Source organism: Georgenia daeguensis (assembly GCF_039537705.1).
GTDB lineage: Bacteria > Actinomycetota > Actinomycetes > Actinomycetales > Actinomycetaceae > Georgenia > Georgenia daeguensis.
On record NZ_BAABBA010000012.1, the window covers coordinates 19,263 to 35,249 of the forward strand.

Genomic DNA, 15,987 nt, shown 5'->3' on the forward strand with positions numbered 1-15,987 from the left:
TTACGCGAGGTGATCAAGGGCTCGGTAGCCGAATCACAGACCTGTGACACGAGATTCGGAACAGGTCGGTCCGGGGCCTCGTCGGTCGTCCACAACATTCCCCTCATATAAGTGTCTTCATCGTCGTAGCCCGTGTGGAAACTGTGGAGAACCGCCGTCGTCGCAGGTCACGTCGGCATCCCCGATGTGGGCGACGCGGTGGCCGGCGCTGTGCACGAAGGCTCGCGGCAGTGGATCTGTGATTCGTCCCCACGCGCCGTCCACCGAACTCTTGTCGTTCGTCCACGGCAACGTTTCGGGTTGTCCACCGCTGTCCACAGGTTTGTGCACATCTGTGAATCTTCACTACATGGCGAGAAGGGTCGCTGACAAGCCCCTAGGGCGGGGTATGGACGGCACGGTGAGAACCTGCCCGTAACGTGCGAGCCGGAGAGGCCGTCGGGGCCCACGGCCCTGTCGTCTCCGCGGTCTCCCGGCCGCGTCGCCTCGTGGTCGGCGTCGCCTGGTGGTCGGCGTCGCCTGGTGGTCGGCGTCACCTCGTGGTGCTGTCGCGCCGTCGCGACGCATTGCCGCCCGCGCACGCGCACCGCACGGCGCCCTGGTCGCGCGCCACCAGGCTGCGGTGCAGCGCCGGTGAGGACGCCTTCGGCGGCGCCGGCGCTGTGCGACGGCTCAGGTGCCGGCGCTCACGGCGGGTGGAGTGCTCGGCCTCCGAGCGTGGAGCTCCGTGCGGCGGGTCAGGCGCCGCGGGCCTTCTGCTTGATGCGGTTCGTCAGCTCGGTGACCTGGTTGAAGGTGGAGCGCTTCTCCGCCATCTGCTCGCGGATCTTGCGGTTGGCGTGCATCACGGTGGTGTGGTCGCGACCGCCAAAGAGCTGGCCGATCTTCGGCAGCGAGAGGTCGGTGAGCTCGCGGCAGAGGTACATGGCGATCTGACGGGCGTTGACGAGCACCCTGGAGCGGTCCGCGGAGCACAGCGCCTCGATGGAGACGGAGAAGTAGTTCGCGGTCTGGCTCATGATGAGCGCCGGCGTGATGTCCTCGCCCTCGGGATCGGTGATGAGGTCCTTGAGCACCATCTCCGCCAGCGACAGCTCGACCGGCTGGCGGTTGAGGTTCGCGAAGGCCGTGACGCGGATGAGGGCGCCCTCCAGCTCGCGGATGTTCGTGGAGATCCGCGAGGCGATGTACGACAGCACCTCGTCGGAGGCCTGGAGGTTCTCGTTGACGGCCTTCTTCCGCAGGATCGCGATCCGGGTCTCGAGGTCCGGCGGCTGGACGTCGGTCAGCAGACCCCACTCGAACCGTGAGCGGAGCCGGTCCTCGAAGCCGTTGAGCTGCTTGGGCGGCAGGTCGGAGGTGATCACGACCTGCTTGTTGTCGTTGTGGAGCGAGTTGAACGTGTGGAAGAACTCCTCGACGGTCTGCTCCTTGCCGCCCAGGAACTGGATGTCGTCGATGAGCAGCACGTCGACGTTGCGGTACCGGCGCTGAAAGTTCTCGGCCTTGTCGTCCCGGATGGAGTTGATGAAGTCGTTGGTGAACTCCTCGGAGTTCACGTACCGCACGCGGATGCCGGGGTAGAGGTTCCGGGCGTAGTGACCGATGGCGTGGAGCAGGTGCGTCTTGCCCAGACCCGAGCCGCCGTAGATGAACAGCGGGTTGTAGGCCTTGGCAGGGGCCTCGGCGACGGCGGTCGCAGCGGCGTGCGCAAACCGGTTCGAGGCGCCGGTGACGAACGTCTCGAATGTGTACTTCGGGTTCAGGCGCGACGAGTCCACCGAGTGGTCGTCGGTGGAAGAGCCACGGTCGGCGCTGTTGCGCTGCGGCACCGGTCGTTCGTCGACCGCACGGGCCGGCGTGCGTGCCGAGGGCGCGCTCCGGAAGTCGTTCCCGGCCGCCGGGGTGGGGAAGTCCTGGCCGGAGGACGGGGTGGCGGGGGGTTCCGGCGCCGACGGCGCAGGCTCCGTCTCGAGCGTCGGGTCGACGGTGACCGCGAAGCGGACCGGTGCGCCCACGACCTCGGCGAGGGCCTCCGTGATGGGGATACGGGCGCGGGTCTCGAGGAAGTCCTTGGCGAAGTCGCTCGGCACCGCGAGGAGGATCGTGCCGTCGATGACGCCGAGCGGGCGTGTCAGGCTGACGAACGCCAGCTGCCCCCGCCCGATCTCGCCCCGGGTGGTGAGAAGATCGACCGCGCGAGCCCAGCTCTCCGCGATCGGTTGGTTCTCGGGCACTGCTCTCCCCCTGGGACGACGTGGGCGTGATGTGTGAGTGTCGCACGGAACAGTGCGTCATCCACACGTTTGTCCACAAGTGTGGGTAGAGAGACAGTTGTTCATCTCTGGGTCATCGGGCGCTCGCTTGCGGACGGGACGAGGCTAGTACTCGGGCCCATCGGACGGGCTCGGTCCACAGCCCTGTGTGTCTCGATCCACAGCTCGGGCTGACGCAGTCCGGATTGACCCGCGGAAGGCGCTCACGTACCGTGGGGAGGCCGTCTCGACGGATCTTCTGGTGTGCCCGCGCTGACTGCGTGGCGGCCCGGGGACGTAGGCGGGTCCGACCAGCACTGCCCGACCGTGGCGGGGCCTGACGAGTTACCGAGCGTTTTGGAGTAATGCCGTGAGCAAGCGCACTTTCCAGCCGAACAACCGGCGCCGGGCCAAGGTGCACGGGTTCCGCCTGCGGATGCGTACCCGCGCCGGCCGCGCCATTCTCGCCGCGCGCCGTCGCAAGGGGCGTTCCGAGCTCTCCGCCTGAGCTGACGGTGCTGCCGGCCCGGCACCGTATGCGCCGGTCTGAGGATTTCTCCGACGCAGTTCGCCGGGGTGCCCGCAGCGGTGCGCGACGTCTGGTCGTCCACCTGCGGTCCGGCGCGCACACAGACCACTGGCCGACGAGCGGCCGCGACGAGCGCGCGGCCCTCGTCGGCTTCGTCGTGCCCAAGGCGGTCGGCAACGCCGTGCGACGGAACGAGGTGAAGCGCCGGCTCCGAGCGCTGATGGCGCAGAGGGTCCAGCTCCTCGAGGCGGGCACGCGCGTCGTCGTCCGGGCGCTGCCACCGGCCGCCGGGGCGAGCAGCGCCGACCTCGCGCACGACCTCGACCGGGCGCTGGCCGGCGCACGACGGCGGGAAGACGGCCGGGTTCCCACCGCCCGGGACGCGTCGTGAGTGACGACCGGCCGGGGCGAGCGGCGCCGTCGGACGGGCACGACGTTCGCCCGCGCAATCCACTGACCTGGTTGCTCCTCGGTCTGGTTCGGGTCTACCAGGCCGTCGTGTCTCCCTGGTTGCCGCCGAGCTGCAAGTACTACCCGTCGTGCTCCGCCTACGCGGTCACGGCACTGCGCCGGCACGGCGCTGTGAAGGGGACGGCGCTGGCCGGCTGGCGGCTGCTGCGGTGCAACCCGTGGAGCCACGGGGGCGTGGACCATGTTCCTCCGCGGGGACGGTGGTCGAACGCGGTGGCAGGAGCGGCGAAGGCGGACGCAGAGCCGCGGAGTTCGGACGAGAGTGCGGGAACCCGTACCCTCGGTGCAGACACTCGGGGGGCGCGGACGATCGCGCCGCAGGATCGCTAGGAGCGCACAGCATGGACTGGTTCGACACAATCCTGTACCCGATCATGGTCGCCGTCGCCTGGATCATGGTCCGGGTGCACGACCTGCTCGTGTGGCTCGGCATGTCCGCCGGCTCGGGCTGGGCATGGGTGCTCTCGATCGTCGGACTGACGATCGTGATCCGGATCCTGATCATCCCGCTGTTCTTCAAGCAGATCAAAGCTGCTCGCGGCATGCAGCTCGTGCAGCCCGAGATGCAGAAGCTCCAGAAGAAGTACAAGGGCAAGACCGATCCTGCATCGCGTCAGAAGATGCAGGAAGAGATGATGGCCCTGTACCGCGAGCACGGGACGAACCCGTTCGCGTCGTGCCTGCCGATCCTTCTGCAGATGCCGATCTTCTTCGCGCTCTTCCGCGTGCTGAACAGCCTGGGCCCGTTGTCACAGGGGACGTACGCGGACGGTGACAGGGACTCCATCGGTCCGCTGACCCAGGAGCTGGCGCAGCAGGCGGAGCGCTCGACCCTCCTGGGCGCCCCGATCTCCGAGACGTTCCTGTCCTCGGACCTGACCACGGTCAAGATCGTCACCGTCCTGCTCATCATCTTGATGTCGGTGACGACGTTCCTCACGCAGCGCCAGCTGACGATGAAGAACATGCCGGCGTCGGCGCTCGACAACCCGATGGCGCGTCAGCAGAAGATGCTGATGTACATCCTCCCGCTGGTCTTCGCCTTCTCCGGCGTGAACTTCCCGATCGGTGTCCTCATCTACTGGTCCGTGTCGAACCTCTGGTCGATGGGGCAGCAGTTCTACACGATTCGCAAGCAGCCGGCGCCCGGCTCCGAGGCCTACAAGGCACGCCAGGAGCGCCTGGCGAAGAAGCGAGCCCGCAAGGGTCTGCCCCCCGAGGTGGACGAGGCCAAGCCGGCCACCGAGGTCGAGCCGCCGAAGGGGCAGCGCGTGCAGCCCAAGCGCAAGGACCGCGCCAAGAAGGTTGCGCCCCCCGTGACGCCCGCGCCGATCGCTGCGTCGACGGCGGACGAGACGGATCCTGAGGAGGGGGCGGAGCCGGAGAAGGCGCCGTCCGCGCGGATCGGCAAGGACGGTCTCACGCCCGAGGAACGCGCCCAGAAGCGCTACGACGAGCGTGCAGCACAGCGACGTGCCGCTGCCGCGAGGCGTAAGGCTCAGGCCAAGAACCAGGGCAAGAAGAAGTAGCATCCGTGCCCTCGAGGGCGCGCACGATCCAGCAGGCTGCCGTAGAGGCGGCACAGGGCTAGAGAAGAGGGACACCCCGTGAGCGAGGACGAGAAGGCCGGCGTCGACACCCCCAGGCCGACGAGCTCCGAGGCGATCAAGCGCCTGGAGGAGGAAGGCGAGATCGCCGCCGACTACCTCGAGGAGCTGCTCGACATCGCGGACCTCGACGGGGACATCGACATCGACGTCGACCACGGACGGGCTGCCGTCGAGATCGTGTCCGAGGAGGACGGCTCGCGCTGGCTCAAGCGGCTCGTCGGCAAGGACGGCGAGGTGCTCGACGCTGTCCAGGAACTCACCCGGCTTGCCGTCCAGGCGAAGACGGGCGAACGGAGCCGATTGATGCTCGACATCGCCGGGTACCGCAAGGGCCGGCGAGGTGAGCTGACGATGATCGCCGAGCAGGCGATCCGCGAGGTACGCGCCTCCGGCGAGAAGCAGGCGCTGCCGCCCATGAACCCGTTCGAGCGGAAGGTCGTCCACGACGTCGTTGCGGCCGCCGGGCTCGTCAGCGACTCAGAGGGCGTCGAGCCTGAGCGCCGCGTGGTCATCCACCCCGCCTGACCCGATGACGGAACCGGAGGAAGCGGGCGTCGAGGAGCCATCGGACGCCGTTCGCGAGTTGTTCGGGCTCGCCTGGGCGCCGGCTGAGCACTTTGCGAAAATGCTCGCCGAGGAGGGCGAGCTGCGCGGGTTGATCGGGCCGCGGGAGCTCCCGCGGCTGTGGTCCCGGCACCTCGTCAACTCCGCCGCTGTCGTGCCCTTCATCCCCGAAGCGGCGGCCGTCGCTGACGTCGGGTCCGGGGCCGGCTTTCCCGGCGTTGTCGTCGCCCTGCTGCGCCCCGACCTCGACGTCCACCTCATCGAGCCGATGGAGCGGAGGGTCACCTGGCTCTCCGACGTTGTGGAAGAGCTCGGCCTTGACAACGTGACCGTGGTGCAGGCCCGGGCTGAGGAGCTCCACGGGAAGGTCGCCTTCGACGTCGTCACGGCCCGTGCCGTCGCCGCGATGGACAAGCTTGCCCGTTGGACGATGCCGCTCGTAAAACCCGGCGGCCGACTGGTCGCTCTCAAGGGACAGCGGGCAGAGGAAGAGCTCGACAGCGCAAAGTACGTGCTTCGTAAGTTCGGAGTCGCCGAGGTACGGGTCGAACAGGTGATCCCAGTTGCCGACGGCGAAGCCACTACAGTTGTAGTGCTCGACAAACGTCGATGACCTGTGTGCGGCGGCCCCCTCACGCTGGCGTCTGTCTGTGCCGCAGCAGTTCTACGGGTTCCCACCGAACCCGCGGCTTGATGACGTAGCAAGACCGGGATGGTTCGGTTGATTGGTAGCCGAACTCGGGAGGAGCCGCGGGCAGCCGTGCTCCGCGACACATCCGTAGGCGGAAACTGAACGATCGCGGTTTCGGTGCCGCGCCCGCTCACGCGCCCGTGTCCGAGCCCGAACTTGCGATGGCACCGTCGGGCCAGCTGCTGCGAAGTCGTCCTCGGCGGCTTGGGTAGAGTGCAGGACGCTGGCCTCGCGGGTAAGTGCGGGCCGCCTGTGCCACAGCAGCGAGAAGTGCAGTGCGCAGGTCAAGATGATCGGCGGGCGCGATTGGTTGTCGCCTGGTGCTGCCGGCCATGTTTGGCGTTATCTTCCCGCCGGCGGGCCTAGCGGTTTGTCGTTTCACGTGAAACCAGCCCGCGAGTCGGTCAGCACGTCAAGTCGCTGGCCGGCGACTGATCCGCAAAGGGTTGCGACCGTCGTCCCAAAGTTGGCGCTCACGGTGGGCACGGCGTTCGCGCCGATGTGGCGGAACGACCGCGATCTCTGGGCAAAGGCCGCGGAGTGGACCGTCCTCACGTCGCCGGCGCAGGCACGTTCCAAACCGCTCCGCACCGCACTGCACGTACTACTTCTAATTGGCATGGTTTCACGTGAAACGTGGACACCGTGCCGAACCTCGGCTCTCCGCGGCCAGCAAGAGCGCGGCGCGCATAATTGCCGGGCAGAGCCACCAGTCTTCCTCATCCCTCAGCAAAGCAGGGCTTGCGACGCCGGTCTTCGTTCTCGTTTGTGGCAATCCAGGCGAGCTACGGCGACGACCGAACCCCATGGGTGATCGGCTTGGCTCCCTTTTTCGTGGACGCGTGGATAACGGCTCTTGTCTCTAGTTTCACGTGAAACGTGAGCATATGTCCCGCCGAACTCCCCGCCCCTCCAGCACGACGAGGGGAATGCACCTAGAAGGCGGGGCAGCTGAGTTGCTGCGAGCCTGTTGTCGTCGGTCGCGTGGCGTCCCCCCTGGAAGTGCAGAGAGCCGGGGCCGTGCTGCGTGTGCGTTGTCCCGGCCGGGGCCCCGCCTGCGCGCACAAGCCTGCCGCTGCGACAGGCGGGGGACGTGTGATGCTGAAACCCGATTTGCTCGGGCTGGCGGGAAACGGACGCGAAGGGTGCCATGTTTCACGTGAAACGCCAGAGGCTTGGCGGGCAGGCAACGATTACCGGTTGCCGAGGGAACTACCGGGATTGCCAGGGCGCTGCACCCCGAACGCCCCCGCCCGGGTGCTGCCCACGTGGCACCTCGTGCACGTGCTCACCAGCGCCCGGTGGACACCATGCCGATCGCGTCCCTTCGACCTATGCCAGACACCCCAATCGACACACCGGTCTGTACGGCAGCCATGACCGTCCCCATCTCAGCATCCGTTGTCATCACAGCCGGGGAGTAAGGTGCGCCGTCAACTCATGGGGATTGGCAAGGCAACTGCTCATAAGGCTCGTGCTCATAAGGCTCGCCGACGTGGCGCCAGGAAGCACCAATCGCGCCGCCGGTGAGGAGAATGAACGGGCCGCGGGCCCGGTGGGAGCCCGCCCGCACTCAGTGTTTCACGTGGAACAGCACGGCTGCCGCTGGAACTCGTGCGCGGCAGGGCGGCTGGAAGAGCCAATACGAGCGCGATCCCGTGCACCGTCGGTGAAATTTATGTGGCCTGGCTGGAGCAGTCGCCGGACCCCCAACGTCCCACAACCGGCGCGCGACCTTGCAGAATGAATAGCTGCGCAACTTTGCCACCGTCGTTGCCGACAGTAGGTCGTATATCCCCAAACTTCGCACACAGAAGGAAGGCTATGGCGCCGGGCCGAGCTGCTCCCACACTGCTCTGGATCGCCCTGTTTCACGTGAAACGACGCCGGTCGGCGCACGATTCGGTCTGCGCATAGGGGCAGCCCGGAACTATTGGGCCCATTCGGTTTCACTTCGACGCAAAGCGACCGTTACACCAACGTCGTGGAGAGGTGAACCGGAATGACCGCCGTTGCGACGGATGACGCCTAGCCGGCCGCTCCCCGGCCCCGAATGCGAATCCGTGGAGGTACCGGATTGCCTCCGTACGCGCCAAGGACTCGGAAACACCGTTCTTTGATCAGGGAGGCTCGTTTCACGTGGAACAGCGCCTGCGGTCGTTGCTTCACGTGGATCAGCGCCTGCGGTGAGGAGCGTCCGGGTGCAGTCGTTGTTGTCGAGGCTGATGCAAGTTCAGAGCGCACGCCACGTCATTGACGGTCACGCTGTTATGCGTCCGGCTGCAAGCGAACTCCCTTTTGCCGCCCATGTTTGCGGAGGGTGATGCGGGACTGGCGGGAACACGAACTCGGGCGTCGTCTCTAGCGTCTCGACGTTTCACGTGAAACCAGGAGGACGCGGCGATGCGGGACCGGACACCAACATCCCTGGGACCCACTATGTCGATCCGACTGTACTGGCAGTTCCTTTCAGCGGGACTACGCAAATCCGCCGGAGCTCCCTCCATAGACGTGGGTCCTCGCGCGAGAGGGTTGCGGCCACACTTGTCCACCGTTGAACCCAATCGAGGCTACGACCCCACGGCCCGCCGGGTGCCGTAAAGTACGAACACCACCGTGGGCGGCGCAACTCGCCGCGCTGACCGCCGGCCCCTTCGGGCCGCATGCCGCTCTGGTCGCATGAAACGCCGCCGCATGCTCTGGTCACATGTAACGCCAAGGAGCGTTTCACGTGAAACAGCCAGCGACGGTCCCGCACCGACTCTTCGGCTGAACTGTTCGGACGCTGGCTCGGCATTGGCCGCCGTTTCTGAGGCGCACCTTCAGGGCGGCGATTCCGCTCTCCGGACGCGTCGGCCCTCGGTGCCTTGCACTGAGGACGGACCGCGCGCCCAGGGCCGCGGAGTGAAGGGAGGCCGTGTTTCACGTGAAACAGCGACTCGCTGTGGACAATGCAGGGACGGTGCTCAGGGCGCCATTACGATGCCAAGGAGCGATCGCAACGAGTGAAGGGGACGCTGTGCCTCCGCAGGACGAAACACGCGCGCCGAACGGTATCACTGCAGGTCAGGGCTTTGCCGACCCCCACGAGCGGCGGCGTGCTGCGCTGCTGAAGAGCGTTCCCGAGACCGACGAGACCACCCCCCTGGCGGCGCAACTCGCTGAGGACGCACGCCGGCGGATCAAGCTGCAGGGAACCCGCTTCCCCAGGCCTCGCGAGACGCGAATCTTCACTATCGCGAACCAGAAGGGTGGGGTGGGCAAAACCACCACTACCGTCAATGTTGCCGCCGCCCTCGCGACGGGCGGACTGAACGTCCTCGTGATCGACAATGATCCGCAGGGCAATGCCTCGACCGCGCTGGGACTCGACCACCAGTCTGGCGTGCCCTCGATCTATGACGTCATCATCGACGATGTCCCCCTGGGTGATGTGCTTCAGCCGTGTGGGAGCGTGCCGGGACTTGTCGCCGCACCGGCGACCATCGATCTCTCTGGTGCCGAGATCGAACTCGTCTCCATGGTTGCCCGTGAAAACCGCCTGCGTAACGCAATCCGCGAGCATGTGCGAGCGCGCAGGACCGAGGGCCTCGAGCCGTATGACTACATCCTGATCGACTGCCCACCGAGTCTCGGGCTCCTGACCATCAACGCCTTTGTGGCGGCTCAGGAAGTCCTGATCCCGATCCAGTGCGAGTACTACGCGCTGGAAGGACTCACCCAGCTGCTCAAGAACATCGAGCTCATCCGCGGCCATCTGAACACTGATCTACACGTGTCGACGATCCTTCTGACGATGTTCGACGGACGGACGAACCTCGCTCGTGAGGTCGCGGAGGAGGTCCGTGGGCACTTCCCGGTCGAGACCCTCGAGGCGACGATTCCCCGCTCGGTGCGGATCTCCGAGGCCCCGAGCTACGGACAGACCGTTCTGACCTACGACCCGGGGTCGACGGGAGCCCTCGCGTACCGCGAGGCGGCGCATGAGATCGCGAAACGTGGCGCCGAGCCCAACACGGAACACGAAGGGCGCGACCCCAAGGTTGCGGCCGAGGCCGAGAAGGAGAAGTCATGAGCGAGAAGCGACGGGGCCTCGGACGCGGGATCGGTGCCTTGATCCCGAGCGCGCCCGCTCAGCCGTCCGCGGGACCGGCGACCGCGACGGCGACCGCGCCACGGCCGATGGACGTCTTCTTCCCCGCCTCGACGACGTCCGCATCCTCGGCCGAGGATGCGCCGCCCGTCGGCGCGGACGAGTCTCCCGCCGCGGGTACGGCGCGGCAGCGCGCATCACGCACGGCGGCTGCACGTTCCCTCATGGAACCCGACAAGTCGCGGTCTCGGAGCAAGTCCGGCGGGACGCGCAAGCGCACGAGTGACCGGACCCGCGGCACCGCGGCCTCAAACGGGGACCGGGCGGACGAACTGTCGAGCGCGAAGCCGAGCGCCTCCGAGGAGGTTGACGCGGTTGTGGCTCCTACGGAAGCCGTCGAACCGGCGCCGCCGGTCCCGTCGTCGGCCGCGCCGTCGGCGCCGTCGGAGGCTGCCCCGGACGGCGCCGCTGCAGCCAGCCCGGGCGAATCCGTCGAGCCGGCGGAAGTGGCGACGGAGCGCTTGGCGCGAGAGGCAGCGAGTGCACCTGCCGCAGCATCTGACGACAGCACCACCGCGAGGGACGTCGCCGACAAGCCGGTTCACGCTGATCTCGGGGCCCCTGTGGGCCCGGCGGCGTCGCCAGAGGTCGAGGCCCTCGCTCCCTCGGGGGACGACGGTGGGCTCGTCCCGGTCCCGGGCGCGTCTTTCGCCGAGATTCCGGTCAACCACATCGTTCCCAACACCAGGCAGCCTCGGCAGGTGTTCGACGAGGAGGAGCTCGACGAGCTCGCCGCGTCGATCCGCGAGGTTGGCGTGCTGCAGCCGGTGGTCGTCAGGCCGCTGCCGGAGGCAGCTGGCGACGGAGCGCGTTTCGAGCTGATCATGGGCGAGCGCCGTTGGCGTGCCTCCCAGCAGGCGGGCAACGACACGGTCCCCGCCATCATCCGCGAGACCGGTGACGGGGACCTCCTCCGCGACGCTCTGCTCGAGAACCTGCACCGCGCGAACCTCAACCCCCTGGAGGAGGCGGCCGCCTACCAGCAGCTGCTCGAGGACTTCGGCTGCACCCACGACGAGCTGGCCACCCGCATCGTGCGGTCCCGCCCACAGATCTCCAACACCCTCCGTCTTCTCAAGCTGCCTCCCCTCGTGCAGCGGCGCGTCGCGGCCGGCGTCCTCTCCGCCGGGCACGCGAGGGCGCTGCTGGGGCTGTCCGACGGGGCGGCGATGGAGCGGCTGGCCCAGAAGATCGTCGCCGAGGGTCTCAGCGTGCGGGCGACGGAGGAGATCGTGGCGCTGGGCGACGAGCCGGTGGCGCCGGAAATGCGACGCCGGCCGCGCGCCGGCGCCCACGCCGAGGACCTCAACCGCCTGGCCACGCGCCTGGCGGACCGCCTCGACACCCGGGTGAAGGTGAACCTGGGGCAGCGGAAGGGCAGGATCGCCATCGAGTTCGCCAGCGTGGAGGATCTCAACAGGATTCTCGACGTCCTCGCCCCGGGCGAGGAGCACATCGCGCCGACGAACTGATCCAGAAGCGGTCGCTGCAACTCCCGAAAGGTCCGGGCGTTGCAGCGACCGCCAGGTGAGGCAGCGCCCGCAGCTGGGGCGGGCGGCCGACGCGGAGCTGGCTCGACGGTGCCCCGGTGACATCGCACGACGTCACCGGGACGATCGGGCGGGGCTGTCCAACGGGCCGGGCTGACCATTGTCCAGGGCTAGGCAGGGCTAGGCAGGGCCAGGCAAGGCCACGCAGGGCCAGGCAAGGCCAAGCAGGGCCACGCCCGGGGAGGACGAGTGGCGGGGACAGGCCCTGCCGGCCTCAGTTCTGCTGCGCCGCCCGGACCAGGTCCATGTACAGGTCCCCGAGACTCGCGTGGTCGGCCTGGACGGCCTGCGGGAAGAGGGACGTCTCCGTCATGCCGGGCGACACGTTGACGTCGAGGAACCAGGCCACGCCGTCCTCGTCGAGGATCATGTCGGTCCGCGAGAGGTGGCGCAGGCCCAGCGTGCGGTGCACGGCGACGGCGAGCTCACCCACCGTGCGGGTGCCGGCCTCGTCCAGGCGCGCAGGCACGAAGTACTCGCTGCGGCCCGGGTTGTACCGGGCGTCGTAGTCGTAGGGCCCCTCGGTGACGATCTCGACGGCCGGCAGGGCACGTGGGCCGTCACCCAGGTCGACGACCGAGACGGCGACCTCGGTCCCGCGGACGGCGTGCTCGAGCAGGGCCTCGTCCCCGTACGCGAAACAGGCCACCATGGCCTCGGGCAGGTCCTCAGACCGCTCGACGACGGTGACGCCGAGCGCGGACCCGCCGCTGGCCGGCTTGACCGCGAGCGGCAGCCCGATCTTGCGCTCGACGGCGCCGAGCAGCGTGCGAGCCCCGACCTCACGGAAGAGCGACTGGGGCAGGGCGGCGTGGTCCGGTGTCGGCAGGCCGGCCTGGCGCAGGAGCGCCTTGGCGACGGGCTTGTGCGACGCGAGGCGGCACGCGGCGGGCTCGCTGCCGACGTAGGGCAGGTCCAGCAGGGTGAGCAGGTCCTGCAAGGAGCCGTCCTCGCCGCTCGAGCCGTGCACCAACGGCCAGACGACGTCGGGCGCCATCTCCTGCAGCTGAGCCACGAGGGAGGCGTCCACGTCGAGCACGCGCACCGTGACGCCCTGGTCGCGCAGCACCCCCGCGACCCGGCGGCCCGAGCGCAGGGAGACGTCGCGCTCGTGGGACAGGCCGCCGGCGAGGATCGCGACGGTGAGCTCGGTGCGGGGCTGGTCGGACATCGATACCTCTTCCTCAGACCTGGTCGGGCGACGGGAACTCCACGGAGTCCCCGACCCGGTCGTGGTGGGTCGCCGTGCCGAACATGGACACGAGCTCGCTCTCCGCGTGGACCACGGTCGCGAGGCGGCGCACACCCTCCCGGATGCGCTCCGGCGTCGGGTAGCAGAACGACAGGCGCACGTGGTCCCGCCCCTGGCCGTCGGCGTAGAAGGCGGTGCCGGAGACGTAGGCGACGAGGTTCGTCACGGCGCGCGGCAGCATGGCCTGGGCGTCGAGCCCCGCGGGGAGGGTGACCCAGGTGTAGAAGCCGCCGTCGGGCACGGTCCAGGAGGCCTGGGGCAGGAACTCCGCCAGGGCCCCGAGCATGGCGTCGCGCCGCTCCCGGTACATCGAGCGGTACTCCTTCACCTGCCCGTACCAGTCGTAGGTGGAGAGGTAGGTGGCGATGGAGAGCTGCCCCATCATCGTGGGCGAGAGGATCGCCGACTCGCTGGCCAGCACGAGCTTCTCGCGCACCGCGTGCGGGGCGAGGGCCCAGCCGACGCGGTAGCCGGGGGCAAACGTCTTGGAGAACGACCCGAGGTACACCACGCCGTCGGCGTCGAAGCTCTTCAGCGCCGGCAGCGGGTCCGCGTCGAAGCCGAGGAGCCCGTAGGGGTTGTCCTCGAGGATGAGCACGTGGTGGCGTCGGCAGATCTCCACGATCTGCGGGCGCCGCTTGAGGGTGAGGGTGACGCCCGCTGGGTTGTGGAAGTTCGGGACCGTGTAGAGGAACTTCACGGTCCGCCCGGCGCGCTTCAGCTCCGTCAGGGTGCGGTCGAGCTCGGCGGGCACGAGGCCGTCGTCGTCCATGGGGACGTGGACCACGTCGGCCTGGTAGGCGCGGAAGACGCCCAGGGCGCCGACGTAGCTCGGCGCCTCGGCCACGACGACGTCACCGGGGTTGATGAAGATCTCGGTGACCAGGTCCAGCGCCTGCTGCGACCCCGTGGTGACGACGACGTCGTCGGGGTGGGCGTGGATGTGGTCGTAGCGCATGACCTCGACGATCTGCTCGCGCAGCTCCTCCTCGCCCTGACCGCCCCCGTACTGCAGCGCCCGCGGCCCGCGCTCGCGCAGCAGCTTGGCGGTCATCTCGGCCAGGAAGTCGAGCGGCAGGCCGTCGATGTTCGGCATGCCGCCGGCGAGGGAGACCACCTCGGGCCGGTTCGCGACGGCGAACAGCGACCGCACCTCGGAGGCGCGCATGCCGTGGGCGCGGTCGGCGTAGCTGGTGAACCAGGGGTCGAGCCGGGTGCCGGCGCGGGCGGCGGCAGCGGCGGCGTCCTGCCCGCTGTGCCCGCCCTGCCCTGCCTGCGCACCCTGTGCGTTCATCCCTAGCTCCCTGATGTCGGTACGACGGCAGCCCGGTGCGCCGCCGTCCCGTGCAGTCTGCCACCGCGGCGGGGGTGGCCGTCGTGAGGGACGCCTGGTGGGCGCGTCGCGCGACAGCGCCCCCGCCTCCCGGAGACCGGGTGACGGGGGCGCCGGAGGAGGCATGGGGTCCTAGGAGAGGAACTCCGAGAGCTGCTCCGTGAACGCCTTCTTTGGCTTGCCACCGACGATGGACTTCACGAGCTCACCGTTCTGGTAGACGTTGAAGGTCGGGATCGACACGATGCCGTAGCGCTGGGCGGTGGCCGGGTTGGCGTCGGTGTCGAGCTTGACGAACTTCATCTTGTCGCCGTGCGCGGCCGCGATCTCGTCGATGATCGGGGCCATCTGGCGGCAGGGCGCGCACCAGGTGGCCCAGAAGTCGACGAGGACGGGGACGTCGGAGCTGAGGACCTCCGCGTCGAAGGTCGAGTCGGTGACGTCGTTGACGGTGCTCATGGGTTCCTTTCGCAGGTGCCGGCTCCGGGGTTGTTCCGAGGCCGCTGAGGGGCAGGGAGTCCGGCGCCCGGGGGTGCCGTCCGTGCGGGTGGTGCTCAGACGAACGTGGCGCTCAGACGAGGACGGCGCCCTGAGGGGTCTGGGAGGCGTCGCTGCCGGGCTCGCCCGCCTCGTGCAGCTTGGCGAGGTAGCGCTCGGCGTCCAGGGCGGCGGAGCAGCCGGTGCCCGCGGCCGTGATCGCCTGGCGGTAGATGTGGTCCACGGCGTCGCCGCAGGCGAAGACGCCCGGGACGTTGGTGGCGGTGGTGGGGTGGTCGACGACGATGTACCCCTCGTCGTCGAGCTTGACCTGGCCCTTGAGAATCTCGGTGCGCGGGTCGTGGCCGATGGCGACGAAGATGCCGGTGGCGTCGATCTCGCGGGTCTCGCCGGTGACGGTGTCGCGCAGGGTCGCGCCGGTGACCTTCTGCTCGCCGTGGATGGCCGCGACCTCGCTGTTCCAGGCGAACTCGATCTTCTCGTTGGCCAGGGCGCGCTCGGCCATGATCTTCGAGGCGCGCAGCTCGTCGCGGCGGTGCACGACGGTGACCTTGTCGACGAACCGGGTCAGGAAGGTGGCCTCCTCCATCGCGGAGTCCCCGCCGCCGACGACCAGCACGTGCTGGTTGCGGAAGAAGAAACCGTCGCAGGTGGCGCACCAGGAGACCCCGCGCCCGGAGAAGGTCTTCTCCTCGGGCAGGCCCAGCTCGCGGTAGGCCGAGCCGTTGGCCAGAATCACCGCGCGCGCGGGATAGGTCTCGTCGTCGTCCGTGGTGACGGTCTTGACGTCGCCGGCCAGATCGACGGCCACGACGTCCTCGTAGCGGATCTCCGCGCCGAAGCGCTCGGCCTGCTTCTGCATGTTCTCCATCAGCTCCGGGCCGAGGATGCCCTCGGGGAAGCCGGGGAAGTTCTCCACCTCGGTGGTGTTCATCAGCGCCCCGCCGGCGGTGACCGAGCCGGCGAAGACGATCGGGCGCAGGTTGGCCCGCGCCGCGTAGACCGCCGCGGTGTACCCGGCCGGGCCGGACCCCACGATGATGACGTCACGAACCTCGGACGCGTTCTCCTGTGCAGGCAT

The 15,987-nt window shown here is 68.6% G+C and carries 14 protein-coding genes; 8 read left to right on the top strand and 6 right to left on the bottom strand.

The features are described 5' to 3' along the window. Positions 1-737: 737 nt before the first annotated feature. Complete coding sequence (gene dnaA, locus ABD774_RS12700) at positions 738-2,237, bottom strand: chromosomal replication initiator protein DnaA (RefSeq protein WP_345041717.1); 1,500 nt, start codon at positions 2,235-2,237, stop codon at positions 738-740. 388 nt (positions 2,238-2,625) lie between these two features. Between dnaA and rpmH the strand changes: the two genes are divergently transcribed. The 7 genes from rpmH to ABD774_RS12735 all read left to right on the top strand — a co-directional run bounded on the left by rpmH (position 2,626) and on the right by ABD774_RS12735 (position 10,195). Further along, on the top strand, positions 2,626-2,763 hold the full coding sequence (rpmH, locus tag ABD774_RS12705; protein ID WP_096382907.1) for a 50S ribosomal protein L34: 138 nt from the start codon (positions 2,626-2,628) through the stop codon (positions 2,761-2,763). Between the two features lie 7 nt (positions 2,764-2,770). Further along, positions 2,771-3,175 (top strand): ribonuclease P protein component, encoded by a 405-nt coding sequence (gene rnpA, locus ABD774_RS12710; RefSeq protein WP_345041720.1) that lies wholly within the window; start codon positions 2,771-2,773, stop codon positions 3,173-3,175. A 62-nt stretch (positions 3,176-3,237) separates the two neighbouring features. After that, the gene (gene yidD, locus ABD774_RS12715) at positions 3,238-3,585 is read left to right on the top strand and encodes a membrane protein insertion efficiency factor YidD (RefSeq protein ID WP_345041943.1); all 348 of its coding nucleotides are present in this window, start codon (positions 3,238-3,240) and stop codon (positions 3,583-3,585) included. Positions 3,586-3,596: 11 nt separating this feature from the next. Further along, positions 3,597-4,784, top strand: a complete 1,188-nt coding sequence (yidC, locus tag ABD774_RS12720; protein WP_345041722.1) for a membrane protein insertase YidC — start codon at positions 3,597-3,599, stop codon at positions 4,782-4,784. Between the two features lie 78 nt (positions 4,785-4,862). Further along, positions 4,863-5,390, top strand: coding sequence for a Jag family protein (locus ABD774_RS12725; RefSeq protein ID WP_425554545.1), 528 nt, complete (start codon positions 4,863-4,865; stop codon positions 5,388-5,390). Between the two features lie 4 nt (positions 5,391-5,394). Next, positions 5,395-6,042: a 16S rRNA (guanine(527)-N(7))-methyltransferase RsmG gene (gene rsmG, locus ABD774_RS12730; protein WP_345041724.1), complete on the top strand. Its 648-nt coding sequence runs from the start codon at positions 5,395-5,397 to the stop codon at positions 6,040-6,042. A gap of 3,097 nt (positions 6,043-9,139) precedes the next feature. After that, the gene (locus ABD774_RS12735) at positions 9,140-10,195 is read left to right on the top strand and encodes a ParA family protein (RefSeq protein ID WP_345041727.1); all 1,056 of its coding nucleotides are present in this window, start codon (positions 9,140-9,142) and stop codon (positions 10,193-10,195) included. A gap of 58 nt (positions 10,196-10,253) precedes the next feature. On the opposite strand, the gene ABD774_RS12740 is transcribed toward ABD774_RS12735, so the two are convergent. Continuing rightward, entirely contained in the window at positions 10,254-10,439 is a 186-nt protein-coding gene (locus tag ABD774_RS12740; protein ID WP_345041729.1) for a hypothetical protein, read from the bottom strand. Positions 10,440-10,974: 535 nt separating this feature from the next. Between ABD774_RS12740 and ABD774_RS12745 the strand changes: the two genes are divergently transcribed. Next, positions 10,975-11,745, top strand: coding sequence for a ParB/RepB/Spo0J family partition protein (locus tag ABD774_RS12745; protein ID WP_425554546.1), 771 nt, complete (start codon positions 10,975-10,977; stop codon positions 11,743-11,745). A 292-nt stretch (positions 11,746-12,037) separates the two neighbouring features. On the opposite strand, the gene ABD774_RS12750 is transcribed toward ABD774_RS12745, so the two are convergent. The 4 genes from ABD774_RS12750 to trxB all read right to left on the bottom strand — a co-directional run bounded on the left by ABD774_RS12750 (position 12,038) and on the right by trxB (position 15,987). Beyond that, entirely contained in the window at positions 12,038-12,994 is a 957-nt protein-coding gene (locus tag ABD774_RS12750; RefSeq protein WP_345041734.1) for a D-alanine--D-alanine ligase family protein, read from the bottom strand. 13 nt (positions 12,995-13,007) lie between these two features. Beyond that, positions 13,008-14,369, bottom strand: a complete 1,362-nt coding sequence (locus tag ABD774_RS12755; protein ID WP_345041737.1) for an aminotransferase-like domain-containing protein — start codon at positions 14,367-14,369, stop codon at positions 13,008-13,010. 171 nt (positions 14,370-14,540) lie between these two features. Further along, on the bottom strand, positions 14,541-14,867 hold the full coding sequence (trxA, locus tag ABD774_RS12760; RefSeq protein ID WP_345041739.1) for a thioredoxin: 327 nt from the start codon (positions 14,865-14,867) through the stop codon (positions 14,541-14,543). A 112-nt stretch (positions 14,868-14,979) separates the two neighbouring features. Then, entirely contained in the window at positions 14,980-15,987 is a 1,008-nt protein-coding gene (trxB, locus tag ABD774_RS12765) for a thioredoxin-disulfide reductase (RefSeq protein WP_345041742.1), read from the bottom strand.